This window comes from Streptomyces sp. NPDC012935 (genome assembly GCF_042900345.1).
In the GTDB taxonomy this organism is placed as follows: Bacteria; Actinomycetota; Actinomycetes; order Streptomycetales; family Streptomycetaceae; genus Streptomyces.
This window is the reverse complement of sequence record NZ_JBIBBC010000015.1, coordinates 79,598-98,242: the sequence shown is the minus strand read 5'-3', so window position 1 is coordinate 98,242 and position 18,645 is coordinate 79,598. Positions and strand designations below refer to the sequence as shown.

The 18,645-nt window shown below is 68.0% G+C and carries 19 protein-coding genes; all 19 read left to right on the top strand.

Annotated elements, in window-relative coordinates:
• Positions 1-18: 18 nt before the first annotated feature.
• The 19 genes from ACFY5C_RS30440 to ACFY5C_RS30350 all read left to right on the top strand — a co-directional run bounded on the left by ACFY5C_RS30440 (position 19) and on the right by ACFY5C_RS30350 (position 18,623).
• A complete protein-coding gene (locus tag ACFY5C_RS30440) occupies positions 19-1,833 on the top strand; it encodes a trypsin-like serine protease (RefSeq protein ID WP_389450261.1) in 1,815 nt (604 codons plus the stop codon).
• A gap of 206 nt (positions 1,834-2,039) precedes the next feature.
• Positions 2,040-3,173: an LCP family protein gene (locus tag ACFY5C_RS30435; RefSeq protein WP_389449966.1), complete on the top strand. Its 1,134-nt coding sequence runs from the start codon at positions 2,040-2,042 to the stop codon at positions 3,171-3,173.
• Positions 3,174-3,336: 163 nt separating this feature from the next.
• Complete coding sequence (gene rpmE / locus ACFY5C_RS30430) at positions 3,337-3,561, top strand: 50S ribosomal protein L31 (protein ID WP_362380527.1); 225 nt, start codon at positions 3,337-3,339, stop codon at positions 3,559-3,561.
• Positions 3,562-3,665: 104 nt separating this feature from the next.
• Entirely contained in the window at positions 3,666-4,742 is a 1,077-nt protein-coding gene (gene prfA / locus ACFY5C_RS30425; RefSeq protein ID WP_389449963.1) for a peptide chain release factor 1, read from the top strand.
• 89 nt (positions 4,743-4,831) lie between these two features.
• On the top strand, positions 4,832-5,671 hold the full coding sequence (gene prmC / locus ACFY5C_RS30420; protein WP_062717692.1) for a peptide chain release factor N(5)-glutamine methyltransferase: 840 nt from the start codon (positions 4,832-4,834) through the stop codon (positions 5,669-5,671).
• Between the two features lie 61 nt (positions 5,672-5,732).
• On the top strand, positions 5,733-6,380 hold the full coding sequence (locus tag ACFY5C_RS30415; RefSeq protein ID WP_389449961.1) for an L-threonylcarbamoyladenylate synthase: 648 nt from the start codon (positions 5,733-5,735) through the stop codon (positions 6,378-6,380).
• Positions 6,377-7,057, top strand: coding sequence for a protein-tyrosine-phosphatase (locus ACFY5C_RS30410; protein WP_328879302.1), 681 nt, complete (start codon positions 6,377-6,379; stop codon positions 7,055-7,057). Before ACFY5C_RS30415 ends, ACFY5C_RS30410 begins: the two co-directional genes overlap by 4 nt.
• Positions 7,058-7,131: 74 nt before the next feature.
• Complete coding sequence (glyA, locus tag ACFY5C_RS30405; RefSeq protein ID WP_389449958.1) at positions 7,132-8,370, top strand: serine hydroxymethyltransferase; 1,239 nt, start codon at positions 7,132-7,134, stop codon at positions 8,368-8,370.
• 140 nt (positions 8,371-8,510) lie between these two features.
• The gene (locus tag ACFY5C_RS30400) at positions 8,511-9,857 is read left to right on the top strand and encodes an MraY family glycosyltransferase (RefSeq protein ID WP_389449955.1); all 1,347 of its coding nucleotides are present in this window, start codon (positions 8,511-8,513) and stop codon (positions 9,855-9,857) included.
• Positions 9,858-10,184: 327 nt separating this feature from the next.
• On the top strand, positions 10,185-10,631 hold the full coding sequence (locus ACFY5C_RS30395) for a hypothetical protein (RefSeq protein WP_389449952.1): 447 nt from the start codon (positions 10,185-10,187) through the stop codon (positions 10,629-10,631).
• A 210-nt stretch (positions 10,632-10,841) separates the two neighbouring features.
• A complete protein-coding gene (gene atpB / locus ACFY5C_RS30390) occupies positions 10,842-11,687 on the top strand; it encodes a F0F1 ATP synthase subunit A (RefSeq protein ID WP_389449949.1) in 846 nt (281 codons plus the stop codon).
• A 79-nt stretch (positions 11,688-11,766) separates the two neighbouring features.
• Entirely contained in the window at positions 11,767-11,991 is a 225-nt protein-coding gene (atpE, locus tag ACFY5C_RS30385) for an ATP synthase F0 subunit C (protein ID WP_030860414.1), read from the top strand.
• Between the two features lie 53 nt (positions 11,992-12,044).
• Positions 12,045-12,581 (top strand): F0F1 ATP synthase subunit B, encoded by a 537-nt coding sequence (locus tag ACFY5C_RS30380; RefSeq protein WP_328884321.1) that lies wholly within the window; start codon positions 12,045-12,047, stop codon positions 12,579-12,581.
• Positions 12,578-13,393, top strand: coding sequence for a F0F1 ATP synthase subunit delta (locus tag ACFY5C_RS30375; RefSeq protein ID WP_389449946.1), 816 nt, complete (start codon positions 12,578-12,580; stop codon positions 13,391-13,393). The genes ACFY5C_RS30380 and ACFY5C_RS30375 overlap by 4 nt, the downstream gene beginning before the upstream one ends.
• Positions 13,394-13,532: 139 nt before the next feature.
• The gene (gene atpA / locus ACFY5C_RS30370; RefSeq protein WP_389449943.1) at positions 13,533-15,134 is read left to right on the top strand and encodes a F0F1 ATP synthase subunit alpha; all 1,602 of its coding nucleotides are present in this window, start codon (positions 13,533-13,535) and stop codon (positions 15,132-15,134) included.
• Between the two features lie 21 nt (positions 15,135-15,155).
• Positions 15,156-16,073 (top strand): F0F1 ATP synthase subunit gamma, encoded by a 918-nt coding sequence (locus ACFY5C_RS30365; protein WP_383414791.1) that lies wholly within the window; start codon positions 15,156-15,158, stop codon positions 16,071-16,073.
• Positions 16,073-17,509: a F0F1 ATP synthase subunit beta gene (atpD, locus tag ACFY5C_RS30360; RefSeq protein ID WP_389449939.1), complete on the top strand. Its 1,437-nt coding sequence runs from the start codon at positions 16,073-16,075 to the stop codon at positions 17,507-17,509. Before ACFY5C_RS30365 ends, atpD begins: the two co-directional genes overlap by 1 nt.
• A gap of 129 nt (positions 17,510-17,638) precedes the next feature.
• A complete protein-coding gene (locus tag ACFY5C_RS30355) occupies positions 17,639-18,013 on the top strand; it encodes a F0F1 ATP synthase subunit epsilon (protein WP_328879293.1) in 375 nt (124 codons plus the stop codon).
• 163 nt (positions 18,014-18,176) lie between these two features.
• A complete protein-coding gene (locus tag ACFY5C_RS30350; protein ID WP_190069676.1) occupies positions 18,177-18,623 on the top strand; it encodes a DUF2550 domain-containing protein in 447 nt (148 codons plus the stop codon).
• The last annotated feature ends 22 nt before the right edge of the window (positions 18,624-18,645 follow it).

Genomic DNA, 18,645 nt, shown 5'->3' with positions numbered 1-18,645 from the left:
ACCTTCTTGAGCACCACCATGTCCGGCAGTGGTCGTCACAGACGCCGGGTACGTTTCGGGCTGCCCGTCGCCGCCGCCGGTGTCGCCGCGGCCGTTGCCGCAGCGCTGCTCACCTCGTCCGCCGGGGCCGCGACCGCGCTGCCCAGGCCCACCGTGAAGCCCGCCACCAGTTCCGCCTCGCTCGCCGAGCTGGAGCGGCGGGTAGCGGGTGCCGTCGTCGGTGACGACAACGCGGGGGAGACGACCGGGAAGTCGTCGTTCGGCGCGAGCACCGGCAGTTCCTCCGACGACTCCACCGTGAGTCCCATGGTCATCGGCGGCACGACGACCGGCATCACCTCGGCGCCGTGGATGGCGCAGCTCTGGTACTACGACGACCAGGGCACCGCCGACGAGGCCGACGACCTCGGGTTCTTCTGCGGGGGCGCCGTCGTCGCGCCGACGAAGATCCTCACCGCCGCGCACTGCGTCAAGGGCTACGACTGGCACAACTACGGCGCCGTCATCACCGGTACCGCCCAGCTGCCGACCACCGACGACGCAGGCAACAGCGACCTGCACGGCGGCACCGTCACGCTGCCGCACCGGCAGTGGTACCACCCGTCGTACAACTCGACGACGATCGACAACGACATGGCCGTCATCACGCTGGCCAATGCGGTCAAGGCGACGCCGATCCGCATGACGACGTCCGGTGACACCGCCTCGTACGCCGCCGGGACCAGCGCCAAGGTCTACGGCTGGGGCCGTACCAGCTCGAGCAGTTCGGACATCTCCCAGACGCTGAAGACGGCCACGCTGCCCGTCCAGTCCGACAGCACCTGCGCCGGCTACTACGGCGGCGACTTCGTCAAGGGCCACATGGTCTGCGCGGGCAAGCCCGCGAGCGGCAGCGACAGCGGCACCACCTCCGCCTGCAACGGGGACTCCGGCGGGCCGCTCGTCGTGAACGGACGGATCGTCGGTGTCGTCTCGTGGGGTGTGCGGGACTGTGTCGCCACGGGCGCGTACAGCGTGTTCGCCAAGGTGACGAACTATGTCGGTGCCACCTACCCGCGGGTCGAGGACACCAACATCAGCGGTGACCACAAGGCCGACCTGTGGGTGCGCAACGCGTCCACGAAGACCGGTTACTCGAAGGACTCAAACGGCAGCTCCTTCGCCGCCCGCGAGTCCTGGGGCAACTGGGACGGCGTCAACGTCGTCCTGCAGACCGACCTCGACCGGGACGGCTACCAGGACCTGGTCTACCGGCGCAGCTCCGACGGCGACCTGTTCTGGTCGCACTACGTGGTGTCCAGCGGCAGTTGGGCCACCAAGCAGCTGGCCGACAACTGGAAGACCCGCACCCGGATCATCACGCCGGGCGATGTCACCGGCGACTACCTGCCCGACCTGCTGTCGGTGGACTCCGGCGGTTATCTGTGGGTCTACCCGGGCAAGGGCAACGGCACCTTCGGCACCCGCTTCTCGGTCCGTACCGGCTGGGACCAGTACAACTCCGTGCGCGGCCACGGCGACCTCACCGGCGACGGCAAGGCCGACCTGCTCGCCCGCCAGGCCGGAAGCAGCGACCTGTACCTGTACAAGGGCACCGGCAAGACCGGCTCCGAGGCCTTCTCCTCCCGGATCAAGGTGCGCAGCGCCTGGACCGGCTACAACGCCTTCGACTCGGTCGGCGACATCAGCGGTGACGGCAAGGCCGACTTCCTGGCCCGCACCCCCGGCGGCACGCTCTACCTGTACAAGGGCACCGGCAAGGCCACCAGCGAGATCTTTGCCACAAGGATCTCGGTCGGGACGGACTTCAAGCAGTACGACATCTTCGGCTGACATCGCAGGTGAGGTCGGTTCGCCCGGCCTCGCCGACTACGGACCGTGCCCATCGCCCGCGAGCGGTGGGCACGGTCCGTTGTGCAACCCTTCTCCGAGTTTCCCCGTCTGACCGGACGGGGTGACGATGGTGTGGTACGGGCCAAATGGCCACGCCTGACCCTGAAAGCAGGGGGTAACCGACCGGACGAGAACCGAGGAGCACAGTGTCTGCCGAGAGCACGCCGGAGCCTGCCATACCAGGCGAAAACGGCACCAAGGGGCCGCGCGGCCGTGCCAAGGGCCGCCGACGCAAGCCGCGCGACAAGCGCAAGGGCCTGCTGATCATGGCCTGGACGGCCGCCGGCATCGTGGTCCTGGGCGGCACCGGTGCGGGGTACCTGTACTTCAAGCTCAACGGCAACCTCAAGAGCGTCGACATCGACCAGGCCCTCGGCACCGACCGGCCGGAGAAGCTCGACAACGGCTCGGAGAACATCCTCGTCCTCGGCTCGGACACCCGCTCCGGCAGCAACAAGAAGCTCGGCGGCGGCGCCGACGACGGCAGCGCTCGCTCGGACACGGCGATGATCCTGCACGTCTACAAGGGCCACAAGAAGGCGAGCGTCGTCTCCATCCCGCGCGACACGCTCATCGACCGGCCCGACTGCACCGACACCGACGGCAAGACGTACCCGGCCGACTCCGACGTGATGTTCAACTCGGCGTACACGACGGGCGGTGCGGCCTGTGCGGTGAAGACGGTCGAGTCCGTCTCCGGTATCCGCATGGACCACTACCTGGAGGTCGACTTCTCCGGCTTCCAGAAGCTGGTCGACAAGCTCGGCGGTGTCGAGGTGACCACCACCAAGGCCATCAACGACCCCGACAGCCACCTCAACCTCGCGGCCGGCACCCACCAGCTCACCGGCAAGCAGGCCCTCGGCCTGGTCCGCACCCGGCACGGCGTGGGCGACGGCTCCGACCTCGGCCGGATCCAGCTCCAGCAGGCCTTCGTCAAGGCACTGATCAACCAGGTCAAGGACATCAACCTCTTCGGCAACCCGAAGAAGCTCTACGACCTGGCCAGCGCCGCCACCAAGACGGTGACCACCGACTCAGACCTCGGCTCGGTCAATTCCCTGATGTCGTTCGCCAATGGCCTCAAGGGCATCGACTCCAAGAACATGACCATGGTCACGATGCCGGTCCAGTACGACCCGGCGGACCCGAACCGTGTGATCGTGGCGGAGTCGCAGGCCAAGCAGGTGTGGACGGCTCTGAAGAACGACAAACCGATCCCGAAGTCGGCCACGAAGGGCACGGCGAAGGGCGACGCCAACAGTGTGGTGACGCCCTGAGGGGTCCCGCGGAACCCCGCACCGCACGTTCAGGGAATAGATCGCACCGCCCCCCGGTTTTGGGGGATGGCCCCAGTCCTGGCAGACTGGTACGTCGGCTCCGGTTCACGCTCTCGTATCCCGCGGCAGCGACCCGGCGCCCTCCCGAAACTAGGAGACACCCTTGAAGCGCGACATTCACCCCGAATACGTCGAGACGCAGGTCAGCTGCACCTGTGGCGCGTCGTTCACCACCCGTAGCACGATCTCCAGCGGCGCCATCCGCGCCGAGGTCTGCTCCGAGTGCCACCCGTTCTACACGGGTAAGCAGAAGATCCTCGACACCGGTGGCCGTGTGGCCCGCTTCGAGGCCCGCTTCGGCAAGGCTCCTGCCGGCTCCAAGAAGTAGCGAGCTCCCATTCGCCGGTCCACGGCCGCGCCCTACTCAGGCGCGCCGGGACCGGCGTTTTTGGTCGCCCGCCCTTCACAGACGTACCTACACAGGAGCCAAAGATGTTCGAGGCCGTCGAGGAGCTCGTCACAGAGCACGCCGACCTGGAGACGAAGCTCGCGGATCCGTCGGTCCACGCGGACCAGGCGAACGCGCGCAAGCTGAACAAGCGCTACGCCGAGCTCACCCCGATCGTCGCCACGTACCGCTCCTGGAAGCAGACCGGCGACGACATCGAGACGGCGAAGGAATTCGCCGCCGACGACCCGGACTTCGTGGCCGAGGTCAAGGAGCTGGACAAGCAGCGCGAGGAGCTGACCGAGAAGCTGCGCCTGCTGCTCGTCCCGCGTGACCCGAGTGACGACAAGGACGTCATTCTGGAGATCAAGGCCGGCGCGGGCGGGGACGAGTCCGCGCTGTTCGCGGGCGACCTGCTGCGCATGTACCTCCGGTACGCCGAGCGCGTCGGCTGGAAGACCGAGATCATCGACTCGACCGAGTCCGAGCTGGGCGGCTACAAGGACGTCCAGGTCGCTGTGAAGACCAAGGGCGGCAACGGCGCCACCGAGCCCGGCCAGGGTGTCTGGGCCCGGATGAAGTACGAGGGCGGCGTGCACCGCGTGCAGCGGGTGCCGGCGACCGAGTCGCAGGGCCGTATCCACACGTCCGCGGCCGGTGTGCTCGTGACTCCCGAGGCCGAGGAGGTCGACGTCGAGATCAACCCCAACGACCTCCGCATCGACGTCTACCGGTCTTCCGGACCCGGTGGCCAGTCCGTCAACACCACCGACTCCGCCGTGCGCATCACGCACGTTCCCACCGGAGTCGTCGCCTCCTGCCAGAACGAGAAGAGCCAGCTGCAGAACAAGGAGCAGGCACTGCGTATCCTGCGCTCCAGGCTGCTCGCAGCGGCGCAGGAGGAAGCGGAGAAGGAAGCAGCCGACGCCCGCCGCAGCCAGGTCCGCACCGTCGACCGCTCCGAGAAGATCCGCACCTACAACTTCCCGGAGAATCGCATCTCGGACCACCGCGTCGGCTTCAAGGCGTACAACCTGGACCAGGTCCTGGACGGCGACCTCGACGCGGTGATCCAGGCCTGCGTCGACGCGGACTCGGCAGCGAAGCTGGCAGCTGCGTAAGGACGTAGAGGACGTACGCACGTACGAGTACGACACGGAGGACTTGCGTGCAGCAATTCATTGGGGGGCGACCCTCAAGCCCCCGCAGCGTGCTGCTCGCGGAGGTGGCACAGGCCACCCAGCGGCTGGCCGACGCCGGCGTGCCCTCGCCGCGCAACGACGCGGAGGAGCTCGCCGCGTTCGTGCACGGCGTGAAGCGGGGCGAGCTGCACTCCGTGAAGGACTCGGACTTCGACGCCCGCTACTGGGAGGTCATCGCCCGCCGTGAGCAGCGCGAGCCGCTCCAGCACATCACCGGGCGGGCCTACTTCCGGTATCTCGAACTCCAAGTCGGGCCCGGGGTGTTCGTGCCCCGCCCCGAGACCGAGTCGGTGGTCGGCTGGGCCATAGACGCGGTGCGCGCGATGGACGTCGTCGAGCCCTGCATCGTCGACCTGTGCACCGGCTCCGGTGCCATCGCGCTCGCCCTGGCCCAGGAGGTCCCGCGCTCGCGCGTGCACGCCGTGGAGCTGTCCGAGGACGCCCTGCGCTGGACGCGCAAGAACGTCGAGGGGTCCAGGGTCGACCTGCGTCAGGGCAACGCCCTGGACGCCTTCCGCGACCTCGACGGCCAGGTCGACCTGGTCATCTCCAACCCGCCCTACATCCCGCTCACCGAATGGGAGTACGTCGCTCCCGAGGCGCGGGACTACGATCCCGAACTCGCCCTGTTCTCAGGGGAGGACGGCCTCGATCTCATCCGCGGCCTGGAGCGCACCGCCCACCGTCTCCTGCGTCCCGGCGGTGTCGTCGTCATCGAACACGCCGACACCCAGGGCGGCCAGGTGCCGTGGATCTTCACCGAGGAGCGGGGCTGGGCCGACGCGGCCGACCACCCCGACCTCAACAACCGCCCGAGGTTCGCGACCGCCCGCAAGGCGCTGCCGTGACCGCCCCCGAGACTCTTTCCCCGCAGTACGTGTACTTCGTGTACGAGGAGGCCCGCTAGATATGGCACGGCGATACGACACCAACGACGCGACCGACCGCACGACCGGTCTGCGTGAAGCCGCGTCCGCCGTCCGCCGTGGCGAGCTCGTGGTCCTCCCGACCGACACGGTGTACGGCATCGGCGCCGACGCGTTCGCCAAGGAGGCCGTCGGCGATCTGCTGGATGCCAAGGGCCGGGGCCGCAACATGCCCACCCCCGTCCTGATCGGCTCCCCGAACACGCTCCATGGTCTCGTCACGGACTTCTCCGAGCTGGCCTGGGAGCTGGTCGACGCCTTCTGGCCGGGCGCGCTGACGCTGGTCGCCAAGCACCAGCCGTCGCTGCAGTGGGACCTGGGCGACACCCGGGGCACGGTTGCCGTGCGCATGCCACTGCACCCGATCGCCATCGAGCTGCTGACCGAGGTCGGCCCGATGGCGGTGTCCTCGGCGAACCTGACGGGCCACCCCGCCCCCGAGGACTGCGACGCGGCGCAGGAGATGCTCGGCGACTCGGTGTCCGTGTACCTGGACGGCGGCCCGACCCCCGGCAACGTCCCGTCGTCGATCGTGGACGTGACGCGTGAAGTGCCCCTCCTCCTGCGCGCGGGCGCGATCTCCGCGGACGAGCTGCGGAAGGTCGTACCCGACCTCGAGGTGGCCAATTGACAGCCCCTGAAGCGGGGCGTGGCATAGGCAACGGGGAAAGCGCGGCGGAGATCACGACGACATTCGTCGGCCTCCCGCGTGACAGCTTCCGCATCCTCCACGTCAGCACCGGAAATGTGTGCCGCTCGCCGATCACCGAGCGGCTGACCCGTCATTTCGTGGCGCAGCGGCTCGGTGTGCTCGGCGGCGGGCTGATCGTGGAGAGCGCGGGCACCTGGGGCCACGAGGGCGCGCCCATGGAGTCCAACGCGGAGACCGTCCTCGCCGACTTCGGCGCGGACGCCTCCGGCTTCGTCGGCCGCGAGCTCCTCGACGAGCACGTCATCCGCGCCGACCTGGTCCTGACGGCCACCCGTGACCACCGCGCCCAGGTCATCTCGATGGGCCATTCGGCGGGCCTGCGCACCTTCACCCTCAAGGAGTTCACCCGCCTGGTGAAGGCAATAGACCCGGCGACGCTCCCTCCCCTGGAGGAAGGTGTGGTCTTCCGTGCGCGTGCCCTGGTGCGTGCGGCGGCGGCTCTACGCGGGTGGCTGCTGGCGCCGACGGCGGAGGCGGACGAGGTGTACGACCCGTACGGGGCGCCGTTGACGTTCTTCCGGTCGGTGGGGGACGAGATACATGAGGCGCTGGATCCGGTGGTGACGGCGTTGACGGGGGTTCGTGCCCGGGCGTGACAACACCGGGCGCCGGTGACGTGCCGGGCCTACATTGGTCGTACGTCACCGTCGACGCACGCCCGGAGCCCATCATGTCGGTCACCCACACCCTCGAGGCCGATGTCCTGCGCCGGCAGGACCCGCAGCTCGCCGACATCCTGCTCGGGGAGCTCGAGCGCCAGTCGACGACGCTTCAGCTCATCGCCGCCGAGAACTTCACCTCACCGGCCGTGCTGGCGGCGCTCGGGTCGCCGCTCGCCAACAAGTACGCGGAGGGCTATCCGGGCGCCCGCTACCACGGCGGGTGCGAGATGGCCGACGTCGCCGAGCGCCTCGCCGTCGAGCGGGCCAAGGCGCTGTTCGGGGCCGAGCACGCCAACGTCCAGTCGCACTCGGGGTCTTCGGCCGTCCTCGCCGCGTACGCCGCCCTGCTGCGCCCCGGCGACACCGTCCTCGCCCTCGGGCTGCCGTACGGCGGACACCTCACGCACGGCTCACCCGCCAATTTCTCCGGCCGCTGGTTCGACTTCGTCGGCTACGGGGTGGACGCCGAAACCGGGATCATCGACTACGACCAGGTGCGCACGCTCGCCCGCAACCACCGGCCCAAGGCCGTCGTCTGCGGGTCCATCGCCTACCCGCGCCACATCGACTACGCCCTCTTCCGTGACATCGCGGACGAGGTGGGCGCCTATCTCATCGCCGACGCCGCCCACCCGATGGGGCTCGTCGCCGGGGGAGCGGCACCGAACCCGGTGCCGTACGCCGACGTGGTGTGCGCCACCACCCACAAGGTGCTGCGCGGCCCCCGCGGCGGCATGATCCTGTGCGGCTCGGACCTCGCCGAGCGGATCGACCGCGCTGTGTTTCCCTTCACACAGGGCGGCGCCCAGATGCACACCATCGCCGCCAAGGCCGTCGCGTTCGGCGAGGCGGCAACCCCGGCGTTCGCGGTGTACGCCCATCAGGTGGTCGCCAATGCCAGGACGCTGGCCGCCGGACTGGCTGCGGAGGGGCTGGTCGTCACCACGGGCGGCACCGACACGCACCTCATCACCGCCGACCCGGCCCCCCTCGGCGTCGACGGCCGGGAAGCGCGCGGACGGCTTGCGGCGGCCGGGATCGTCCTGGACTGCTGCGCCCTGCCGCACGGCGACGCCCGCGGCCTGCGCCTCGGCACGGCGGCCGTGACCACGCAGGGGATGGGGGAGCAGGAGATGGTGTGGCTCTCCGCACTGCTGGCGAGCGTGCTGCGAGGGGAGACCGAAAGTCAGAAGGCACGTGAAGAAGTGCGGGAGCTGGCCGGTAGATTTCTGCCGTATCCAGGCTGAGACGGGGTAGACGCACCTGCGCACACAGCCACACGTGCAACCATCGTCGCTACCCGGAAGTCCCCACACATATGCGTCGCGTATCTGTACGTCGCTAGGGTGTGGGGCTGAGATGGCCAGCGAGACTTGTGGGGAAGCCCGTGCGTGAATACCTGCTGACGCTCTGCATCACGGCCGCGGTGACGTATCTGCTGACAGGGCCGGTGCGTAAGTTCGCGATCGTGGCCGGAGCGATGCCGCAGATCCGGGCACGCGACGTGCACCGGGAACCCACTCCGCGGCTCGGCGGTATCGCCATGTTCTTCGGCCTGTGCGCAGGCCTGCTGGTCGCGGACCACCTGACCAACCTCAGTGCGGTCTTCGAGAAGTCCAACGAACCGCGGGCGCTGCTCTCCGGAGCGGCGCTCATCTGGCTGATCGGCGTCCTGGACGACAAGTTCGAGATCGACGCCCTGATCAAGCTGGGCGGCCAGATGATCGCCGCCGGCGTCATGGTCATGCAGGGCCTGACGATCCTGTGGCTGCCGATCCCGACCGTCGGCAATGTCGCGCTGACCCAGTGGCAGGGCACCCTGCTCACCGTCGCCCTGGTCGTCATCACCATCAACGCGGTCAACTTCGTCGACGGCCTGGACGGCCTGGCGGCAGGCATGGTCTGCATCGCGTCGGCCGCGTTCTTCCTCTACGCCTACCGCGTCTGGGTGTCGTACGGCATCGAGGCCGCGGCCCCGGCCACCTTGTTCTCGGCGATCCTGATGGGCATGTGCCTGGGCTTCCTGCCGCACAACATGCACCCGGCGCGCATCTTCATGGGCGACTCCGGCTCGATGCTGATCGGCCTCGTCCTCGCCGCCGGTGCGATCTCCATCACCGGCCAGGTCGACCCGGACGCGCTGAAGCTGTTCGCCGGCTCCGAGAAGGCGGCCGTGCACCAGACGGTGCCGGTCTACATCCCGCTGCTGCTGCCCCTGACGATCATCGCGATCCCGGCCGCCGACCTGGTGCTGGCGATCGTCCGCCGCACCTGGAAGGGCCAGTCGCCGTTCGCCGCCGACCGCGGCCACCTGCACCACCGCCTGCTGGAGATCGGCCACTCGCACAGCCGGGCGGTGCTGATCATGTACTTCTGGTCGGCCCTGATCGCCTTCGGCGCCCTCGCCTACTCCGTGAACTCGGCGTCGATGTGGATCGTGCTCGGAGTGGTGTTCCTCAGCGCCATCGGCCTGGTCCTGCTGCTGCTCCCGCGCTTCACACCGCGTACGCCCCGCTGGGCCGAGGCCTTCGTGCCGCCGCGCTACCGCCGCGGTGGCGCCGTCGCGGAGCCGGCGGCCACCACGCCGCAGTCCGGCGGTGCGGGCGAATCGGCGGATTCCGAGGAGGAGCCGCGCACTCCGGTCGCCGCCGGCGTCTCACGCGTCAACGGTGCAACCGCGATCGGCGCCCGCTCGCGGCCCCTGGACCGGCGGAAGGCCGGGACGTCACGCTGACGGTTCGACCGTCAAGGCGAGGGCGCGGGGTCAAGGTAAGAATCTGACTAGAGCATTGCCAAGTCATGGGGGAGCGAAGCGCCCCAATACCAGACAAGTCGACCGAGGTCCCGCACAGACGCGCACCGTCACTCTCATGTGTGACACTGAGCACGCCTCCAGGTAAAGACCTCATCAAATAGTTTGTGATACGGTTCACGAGAACCCCCCGGATAGAGCCGAAGGGCCGCAGTGCGACGGCCCATTGGTGTGAGGTTCTCTCTCAGCCCGGGACTACGCTCGTCCATGACGACACCCTGCCCCCACCGTGAAAGCGGAGTTGCCGCCATGCCGTCCAATGACGCCCGGATCCTGCTCCAGGCTGCTGTGCCCACAGCCGCCGCCGGAGCTGTCGCAGCCGTGGTCAGTGGGGTGGTTGCCGGTGGCGACGGGGCTGTGGGGGCGGTTGTCGCGACACTGGTCGTGATCCTGTTCATGGGGATCGGTCTCTACGTTCTGCAGCGCACTGCCAAATCGCTTCCGCACCTGTTTCAGGCGATGGGCCTGATGCTCTACGCGGCCCAGATCCTGCTGCTGTTCGTCTTCCTCTCCATTTTCAAGAACACGACGCTGTTCAACCCCCGGGCCTTCGCGATCACGCTCGTGGTCGGCACCCTCGTGTGGATCGCCGCGCAGACGCGCGCCCACATGAAGGCCAAGATCCTCTACGTCGAACCTGATTCGGGCACCTCCTCGAAGGGTGACAAGCCCGAAAAGACGGGGCCCTCGTCGTGAGGGGTAGGGCCGGGATAAAGCCGCTTGAGAAGTCCTGCTATCGTCCGGTGCCAACTGCGGCATCGCGGGCGCGGGCATCTGAGCTGACGCCTGCTCAATCGCGAGGCGAGATGCCCCACAGCCGCCCCCAAATCCGTAACACCAGTCCCGTGCCGAACTGCGGCTGCGCGCCGCGCCGACACAACGAGGTTGCCGTACCTATGCGCCACGATGAAGGAGCCCGCGGTGAGTGCTGACCCGACGCAGGTGCTCGCCTTCGACACGAACTGCCACCTCTTTGACGGATGTGGCTTCGACACTGTCGCCCCGGGCCTGCACTCGTTCATGTTCGAGCCGCTCATGGGCGACGCGGACGGCAACGCCTTCTACTTCAACAAGCCGATGCTGCTCGCGCTGCTCGGTTCGATCATCGTGGTGGGCGTCTTCTGGGCCGCGTTCCGCAAGCCGACGGTCGTCCCGGGCAAGCTCCAGATGGTCGTCGAGGCCGGCTACGACTTCGTCCGCCGCGGCATCGTCTACGAGACGATCGGCAAGAAGGAGGGCGAGAAGTACGTTCCGCTCGCCGTCTCGCTGTTCTTCTTCATCTGGATGATGAACGTCTGGTCGATCGTCCCTGTCGCCGCCTTCCCGGTGACGTCGATCATCGCCTACCCGTTGGTCCTGGCCCTGATCGTCTACATCCTGTGGGTCTCGCTGACCTTCAAGCGGCACGGATTCGTCGGCGCCTTCAAGAACTTCAGCGGCTACGACAAGTCGCTGGGCGCGGTGCTCCCGCTGTCCATGACGATCGAGCTCGCCTCGAACCTGCTGGTCCGTCCGTTCACGCACGCGGTGCGACTCTTCGCGAACATGTTCGCCGGTCACACCCTGCTGCTGCTGTTCACCATCGCCAGCTGGTACATGCTGAACGGCATCGGTATCGCGTACTCGGCCGTCTCGTTCGTGATGGTCATCATCATGACCGCGTTCGAGCTCTTCATCCAGGCTGTCCAGGCGTATGTCTTCGTCCTGCTGACCTGCACCTTCATCCAGGGCGCGCTCGCCGAGCACCACTGAGCACCCGCCCCAGCCACACCCCCTAGAGACATCCGGTGGCCAACCCCCACCGGTCACGTAAAGAGAAGGAAGAACTGCCATGTCCCAGATGCTCGCTGCGGTCGACGGCAACCTCGGCTCCATCGGTTACGGCCTCGCCGCGATCGGCCCGGGCGTCGGCGTCGGCATCATCTTCGGTAACGGCACCCAGGCGCTGGCCCGTCAGCCCGAGGCTGCCGGTCTGATCCGTGCCAACCAGATCCTCGGCTTCGCCTTCTGTGAGGCGCTCGCCCTCATCGGTCTGGTCATGCCGTTCGTCTACTAAGACGAGCCTGACGACCGACTTTTTCGACGAAAGGCACTGACGTGAACGTCGCCATGATCCTGGCGCAAGAGGGGCACAAGGAGAACCCCCTCATTCCGCCGTGGCCGGAAGTTGTCATCGGCCTGATCGCCTTCGTCATCGTCTTCGGCTTCCTCGCCAAGAAGCTCCTCCCGAACATCAACAAGGTTCTGGAAGAGCGTCGCGAGGCCATCGAGGGCGGTATCGAGAAGGCCGAGGCAGCTCAGACCGAGGCCCAGAGCGTCCTCGAGCAGTACAAGGCCCAGCTCGCTGAGGCACGGCACGAGGCCGCGCGTCTGCGTCAGGAGGCGCAGGAGCAGGGCGCCACGCTCATCGCCGAGATGCGCGCGGAAGGCCAGCGGCAGCGCGAGGAGATCGTCGCCGCCGGTCACGCCCAGGTCGAGGCCGACCGCAAGGCCGCCGCGTCCGCGCTGCGCCAGGACGTCGGCAAGCTCGCCACCGAACTGGCCGGCAAGCTCGTCGGCGAGTCCCTCGAGGACCACGCCCGGCAGAGCCGTGTCATCGACCGCTTCCTCGAGGACCTTGAGGAGAAGGCCGAGGCCGCGCGATGAACGGAGCGAGCCGCGAGGCCCTGGCAGCCGCACGTGAGCGTCTCGACGCGCTGACGGACAACACGTCCGTCGACGCGGCCAAGCTCGCCGACGAGCTGGCCGCCGTCACCGCGCTGCTCGACCGCGAGGTGTCGCTGCGTCGGGTCCTCACCGACCCGGCGCAGGCCGGCGAGGCCAAGGCCGAGCTGGCTCAGCGCCTGCTCGGCGGCCAGGTCGGCGGCGAGACCGCTGACCTGCTGGCCGGCATGGTGCGTTCCCGCTGGTCGCAGTCCCGCGACCTGGTGGACGCGCTGGAGGAGCTGGCGGACACCGCCGACCTCACCGCCGCACAGCGCACGGGCAAGCTCGACGACGTCGAGGACGAGCTGTTCCGGTTCGGCCGGATCGTCTTCTCGAGCACCGAGCTGCGCGCCGCGCTGACCAACCGCGCCGCAACGAGCGCGGCCAAGGGCGAGCTGCTGCGCAGCCTGCTCGGCGGCCGGGCCAAGGCGACCACCGAGCGTCTGGTGACGCGTCTTGTGACCGCGCCGCGTGGACGTAGCCTGGAGTCGGGACTGGAGTCCCTGTCCAAGCTCGCCGCCGAGCGTCGGGACCGCATGGTGGCCATCGTCACCTCGGCGGTGCCGCTGAGCGACCCGCAGAAGCAGCGCCTGGGCGCCGCCCTCGCGAAGCTCTACGGCCGCCAGATGCACCTCAACCTGGACGTGGACCCCGAGGTCGTCGGCGGAATCCGGGTGCAGGTCGGTGACGAGGTCATCAACGGCTCCCTCGCGGACCGCATCGAGGACGCCGGCCGCCGAATGGCGAGCTAGCAGCAACTTCATAGCAAGAGCAGTACGTACTTACGACGGCCCATGTTGGGCCGTGCAGAGGATTCACCTCATTTACGGGGGGAGTCCCCATCCCCCCAAAGTGAAACTTCGGGCCCAACAAGGAGAGCAGGGAACCCAGATGGCGGAGCTCACGATCCGGCCGGAGGAGATCCGGGACGCGCTGGAGAACTTCGTCCAGTCGTACAAGCCGGACGCGGCCTCGCGCGAGGAGGTCGGTACGGTCACCCTTGCCGGCGACGGCATCGCGAAGGTCGAGGGCCTGCCCTCGGCCATGGCCAACGAACTGCTGAAGTTCGAGGACGGCACCCTCGGCCTCGCGCTCAACCTGGAAGAGCGCGAGATCGGCGCCGTCATCCTCGGTGAGTTCAGCGGCATCGAGGAGGGTCAGCCGGTCTCCCGTACCGGTGAGGTCCTCTCCGTGGCGGTCGGCGAGGGCTACCTCGGCCGCGTCGTCGACCCGCTCGGCAACCCGATCGACGGCCTCGGCGAGATCGAGACGTCCGGCCGCCGCGCCCTCGAGCTTCAGGCTCCGGGCGTCATGGCCCGTAAGTCGGTGCACGAGCCGATGGAGACCGGCTACAAGGCCGTCGACGCGATGACCCCGATCGGCCGTGGTCAGCGTCAGCTGATCATCGGTGACCGCCAGACCGGCAAGACCGCCCTGGCCGTCGACACGATCATCAACCAGCGCGACAACTGGCGCTCGGGCGACGTGAACAAGCAGGTCCGCTGCATCTACGTCGCCATCGGCCAGAAGGGCTCGACCATCGCGTCGGTCCGCCGCGCGCTGGAGGAGAACGGCGCGCTGGAGTACACGACCATCGTCGCCGCCCCGGCGTCCGACCCGGCCGGCTTCAAGTACCTGGCGCCGTACACCGGCTCGGCCATCGGCCAGCAGTGGATGTACGAGGGCAAGCACGTCCTCATCATCTTCGACGACCTCTCGAAGCAGGCCGACGCCTACCGCGCCGTGTCCCTGCTGCTGCGCCGCCCGCCGGGCCGTGAGGCCTACCCGGGTGACGTCTTCTACCTGCACTCCCGTCTGCTGGAGCGCTGCGCGAAGCTCTCCGACGACATGGGCGCCGGTTCGATGACGGGTCTGCCGATCGTCGAGACCAAGGCCAACGACGTCTCGGCGTTCATCCCGACCAACGTCATCTCCATCACCGACGGCCAGTGCTTCCTGGAGTCGGACCTGTTCAACGCCGGTCAGCGCCCCGCGCTGAACGTCGGTATCTCCGTCTCCCGAGTCGGTGGTTCCGCGCAGCACAAGGCGATGAGGCAGGTCTCCGGTCGTCTCCGTCTGGACCTGGCCCAGTACCGCGAGCTGGAGGCCTTCGCCGCCTTCGGTTCCGACCTGGACGCCGCGTCGAAGTCGCAGCTGGAGCGTGGCTCGCGTCTGGTCGAGCTGCTCAAGCAGGCTCAGTACCAGCCGATGGCCATCGAGGACCAGGTCGTCTCGGTCTGGGGTGCCACCACCGGCAAGATGGACGACGTTCCGGTGGGCGACATCCGCCGCTTCGAGAAGGAGCTTCTCGAGTACCTGCACCGCAAGGAGCAGGGCCTCATGACCTCCATCAAGGAGGGCGCCAAGATGTCGGACGACACCCTGACGGCTGTTGCCGACGCGATCGCCGACTTCAAGAAGCAGTTCGAGACCTCGGACGGCAAGCTGCTCGGCGAAGAGGCCGGTCCGAAGGCGACCAGCGCCTCCAAGTGACGTAAGGAAGGGACCTGACTCATGGGAGCCCAGCTCCGGGTCTACAAGCGTCGCATCCGATCCGTCACCGCGACCAAGAAGATCACCAAGGCGATGGAGATGATCGCCGCCTCGCGCGTCGTCAAGGCGCAGCGCAAGGTGGCGGCCTCCACGCCGTACGCGACCGAGCTCACCCGCGCGGTCACGGCGGTCGGTACCGGCTCGAACACCAAGCACCCGCTGACCACGCAGGCCGAGACGGTCACGCGGTCCGCGGTGCTGCTCCTGACGAGCGACCGGGGTCTCGCCGGCGCCTTCAACTCGAACGCCATCAAGATCGCGGAGCAGCTGACCGCGCGTCTGGAGCGCGAGGGCCAGGAGGTCGAGATCTACATCGTCGGCCGCCGTGGTGTCGCCCACTACAACTTCCGTGAGCGCAAGATCGCGGAGTCGTGGAGCGGCTTCACCGACGAGCCGTCGTACGCGGACGCCAAGAAGGTCGCGGCGCCGCTGATCGAGGCGATCGAGAAGGACACGGCCGAGGGTGGCGTGGACGAACTCCACATCGTCTTCACCGAGTTCGTCTCGATGATGACGCAGACGGCTCTTGACGACCGTCTGCTGCCGCTCAGCCTCGAAGAGGTCGCCAAGGAGGCCGCGCCCAAGGGCGAGATCCTCCCGCTGTTCGACTTCGAGCCCTCGGCGGAGGACGTCCTCGACGCCCTGCTGCCGCGCTACGTGGAGAGCCGTATCTACAACGCGCTGCTCCAGTCGGCCGCCTCCAAGCACGCCGCCACGCGGCGGGCGATGAAGTCGGCCACCGACAACGCGGGAGAGCTCATCGAGACGCTCTCGCGGCTTGCCAACGCGGCCCGCCAGGCCGAAATCACCCAGGAAATCAGCGAGATCGTCGGTGGCTCCGCAGCCCTGGCCGACGCGACCGCGGGGAGTGACAGGTAATGACGACGACAGTTGAGACGGCCGTTGCCACGGGCCGCGTCGCCCGGGTCATCGGCCCGGTCGTCGACGTGGAATTCCCCGTCGACGCCATGCCGGAGATCTACAACGCCCTTCACGTCGAGGTGGCCGACCCGGCCAAGGACGGCGAGAAGAAGACGCTGACCCTGGAGGTCGCCCAGCACCTGGGTGACGGCCTGGTCCGCACGATCTCGATGCAGCCCACCGACGGCCTGGTCCGCCAGGCCCCGGTCACCGACACCGGTGCCTCCATCACGGTGCCCGTCGGCGACTTCACCAAGGGCAAGGTGTTCAACACCCTCGGTGAGGTGCTGAACGTCGACGAGAGCTACGACGGCGAGCGCTGGGGCATCCACCGCAAGGCGCCGAACTTCGACGAGCTCGAGTCGAAGACCGAGATGTTCGAGACCGGCGTCAAGGTCATCGACCTTCTCACCCCGTACGTCAAGGGTGGAAAGATCGGTCTGTTCGGCGGTGCCGGCGTCGGCAAGACGGTGCTCATCCAGGAGATGATCTACCGCGTCGCCAACAACCACGACGGTGTCTCCGTGTTCGCCGGTGTCGGTGAGCGCACCCGTGAGGGCAACGACCTCATCGAGGAGATGGCCGAGTCGGGCGTCATCGACAAGACCGCCCTGGTCTTCGGTCAGATGGACGAGCCCCCGGGCACCCGTCTGCGCGTCGCGCTGGCCGGCCTCACCATGGCCGAGTACTTCCGTGACGTCCAGAAGCAGGACGTGCTGTTCTTCATCGACAACATCTTCCGCTTCACGCAGGCCGGTTCCGAGGTCTCGACCCTGCTCGGCCGTATGCCCTCCGCGGTGGGCTACCAGCCGAACCTGGCCGACGAGATGGGTCTCCTCCAGGAGCGCATCACCTCGACCCGTGGTCACTCGATCACCTCGATGCAGGCGATCTACGTCCCCGCGGACGACCTGACCGACCCGGCCCCGGCCACCACCTTCGCCCACCTCGACGCGACGACGGTTCTGTCCCGTCCGATCTCCGAGAAGGGCATCTACCCGGCCGTGGACCCGCTGGACTCCACGTCCCGCATCCTGGACCCGCGCTACATCGCGGCGGACCACTACAACACCGCCATGCGTGTCAAGGGCATCCTGCAGAAGTACAAGGACCTCCAGGACATCATCGCGATCCTCGGCATCGACGAGCTCGGCGAGGAGGACAAGCTGGTCGTCCAGCGTGCCCGCCGTGTCGAGCGCTTCCTGTCCCAGAACACCCACGTCGCCAAGCAGTTCACCGGCGTGGACGGTTCGGACGTGCCGCTGGACGAGTCGATCACCGCGTTCAACGCGATCATCGACGGTGACTTCGACCACTTCCCGGAGCAGGCCTTCTTCCTCTGCGGTGGTATCGAGGACCTGAAGAAGAACGCGAAGGAACTGGGCGTCTCCTGACGCGCCGGTGCTTGTGAGCCTTGTGCTCAAGACGAGGGGGCGGGGCACGTCCCGCCCCCTCTTCCATGCCTACTAGACTTGTAACCAACACCCGGCAGAACCCGCCGGGTGGTGACCCGAGGAGCCACCTTGGCTGCTGAGCTGCACGTCGCGCTGGTCGCCGCCGACCGTGAGGTCTGGTCGGGCCAGGCCACCCTGGTCGTCGCGCGCACCACGTCCGGCGACATCGGCGTCATGCCCGGTCACCAGCCGCTGCTCGGTGTGCTGGAGTCGGGCCCGGTGACCATCCGTACGAGTGAAGGTGGAACCGTCATCGCCGCGGTGCACGGCGGTTTCATCTCCTTCGCCGACGACAAGCTGTCGCTGCTGGCCGAGATCGCCGAGCTGTCGGACGAGATCGATGTCCAGCGCGCGGAGCGGGCGCTGGAGCGCGCGCAGTCCGACGACGACGCCTCCGCCGAGCGCCGCGCGGAGGTCCGTCTGCGGGCGGCGACGGCGCGCTGACCCCTGGAGGTACCTCTTGGGCCCTTTAGGCTCTGGAGGGAGCGCACGCGATGACGTCACTCAGCCGCGGCTGGGACCGGAGAAATCCGGTGCCGGTCGCGGCTGAGGCAGATATGGAAGTTTTTTCCGTTCCGTTACCTAGGAGACGAGGAGGTCGGTGTCGATGGTCCTCGCTCTGACTGTGTGCGGAATCGTCGTCGCCCTCGTGGTGCTGGGGTTGTTCGTCTTCGGCCTGCGCCGAAGGCTCATCCAGCGCTCGGGCGGCACTTTCGACTGTTCCCTGCGCTGGGACGTGCCGGAGAAATCCGACACCAGCGGCAAGGGCTGGAGCTACGGCGTCGCCCGTTACAACGGCGACCGTATCGAGTGGTACCGCGTCTTCTCCTACGCCTATCGCCCGCGCCGCATCCTGGAGCGCTCCGCCATCGAGGTGGCCGGCCGCCGGGTGCCCGACGGCGAGGAGGAACTGGCGCTGCTCTCCGACGCGGTGATCCTCACCTGCCTCCATCGGGGCACGCGCCTCGAACTGGCCATGAGCGAGGACGCGCTGACCGGATTTCTCGCGTGGCTGGAAGCAGCCCCGCCCGGACAGCGAGTGAATGTGGCGTAGCCACATTCACTCGCTGGGTGGG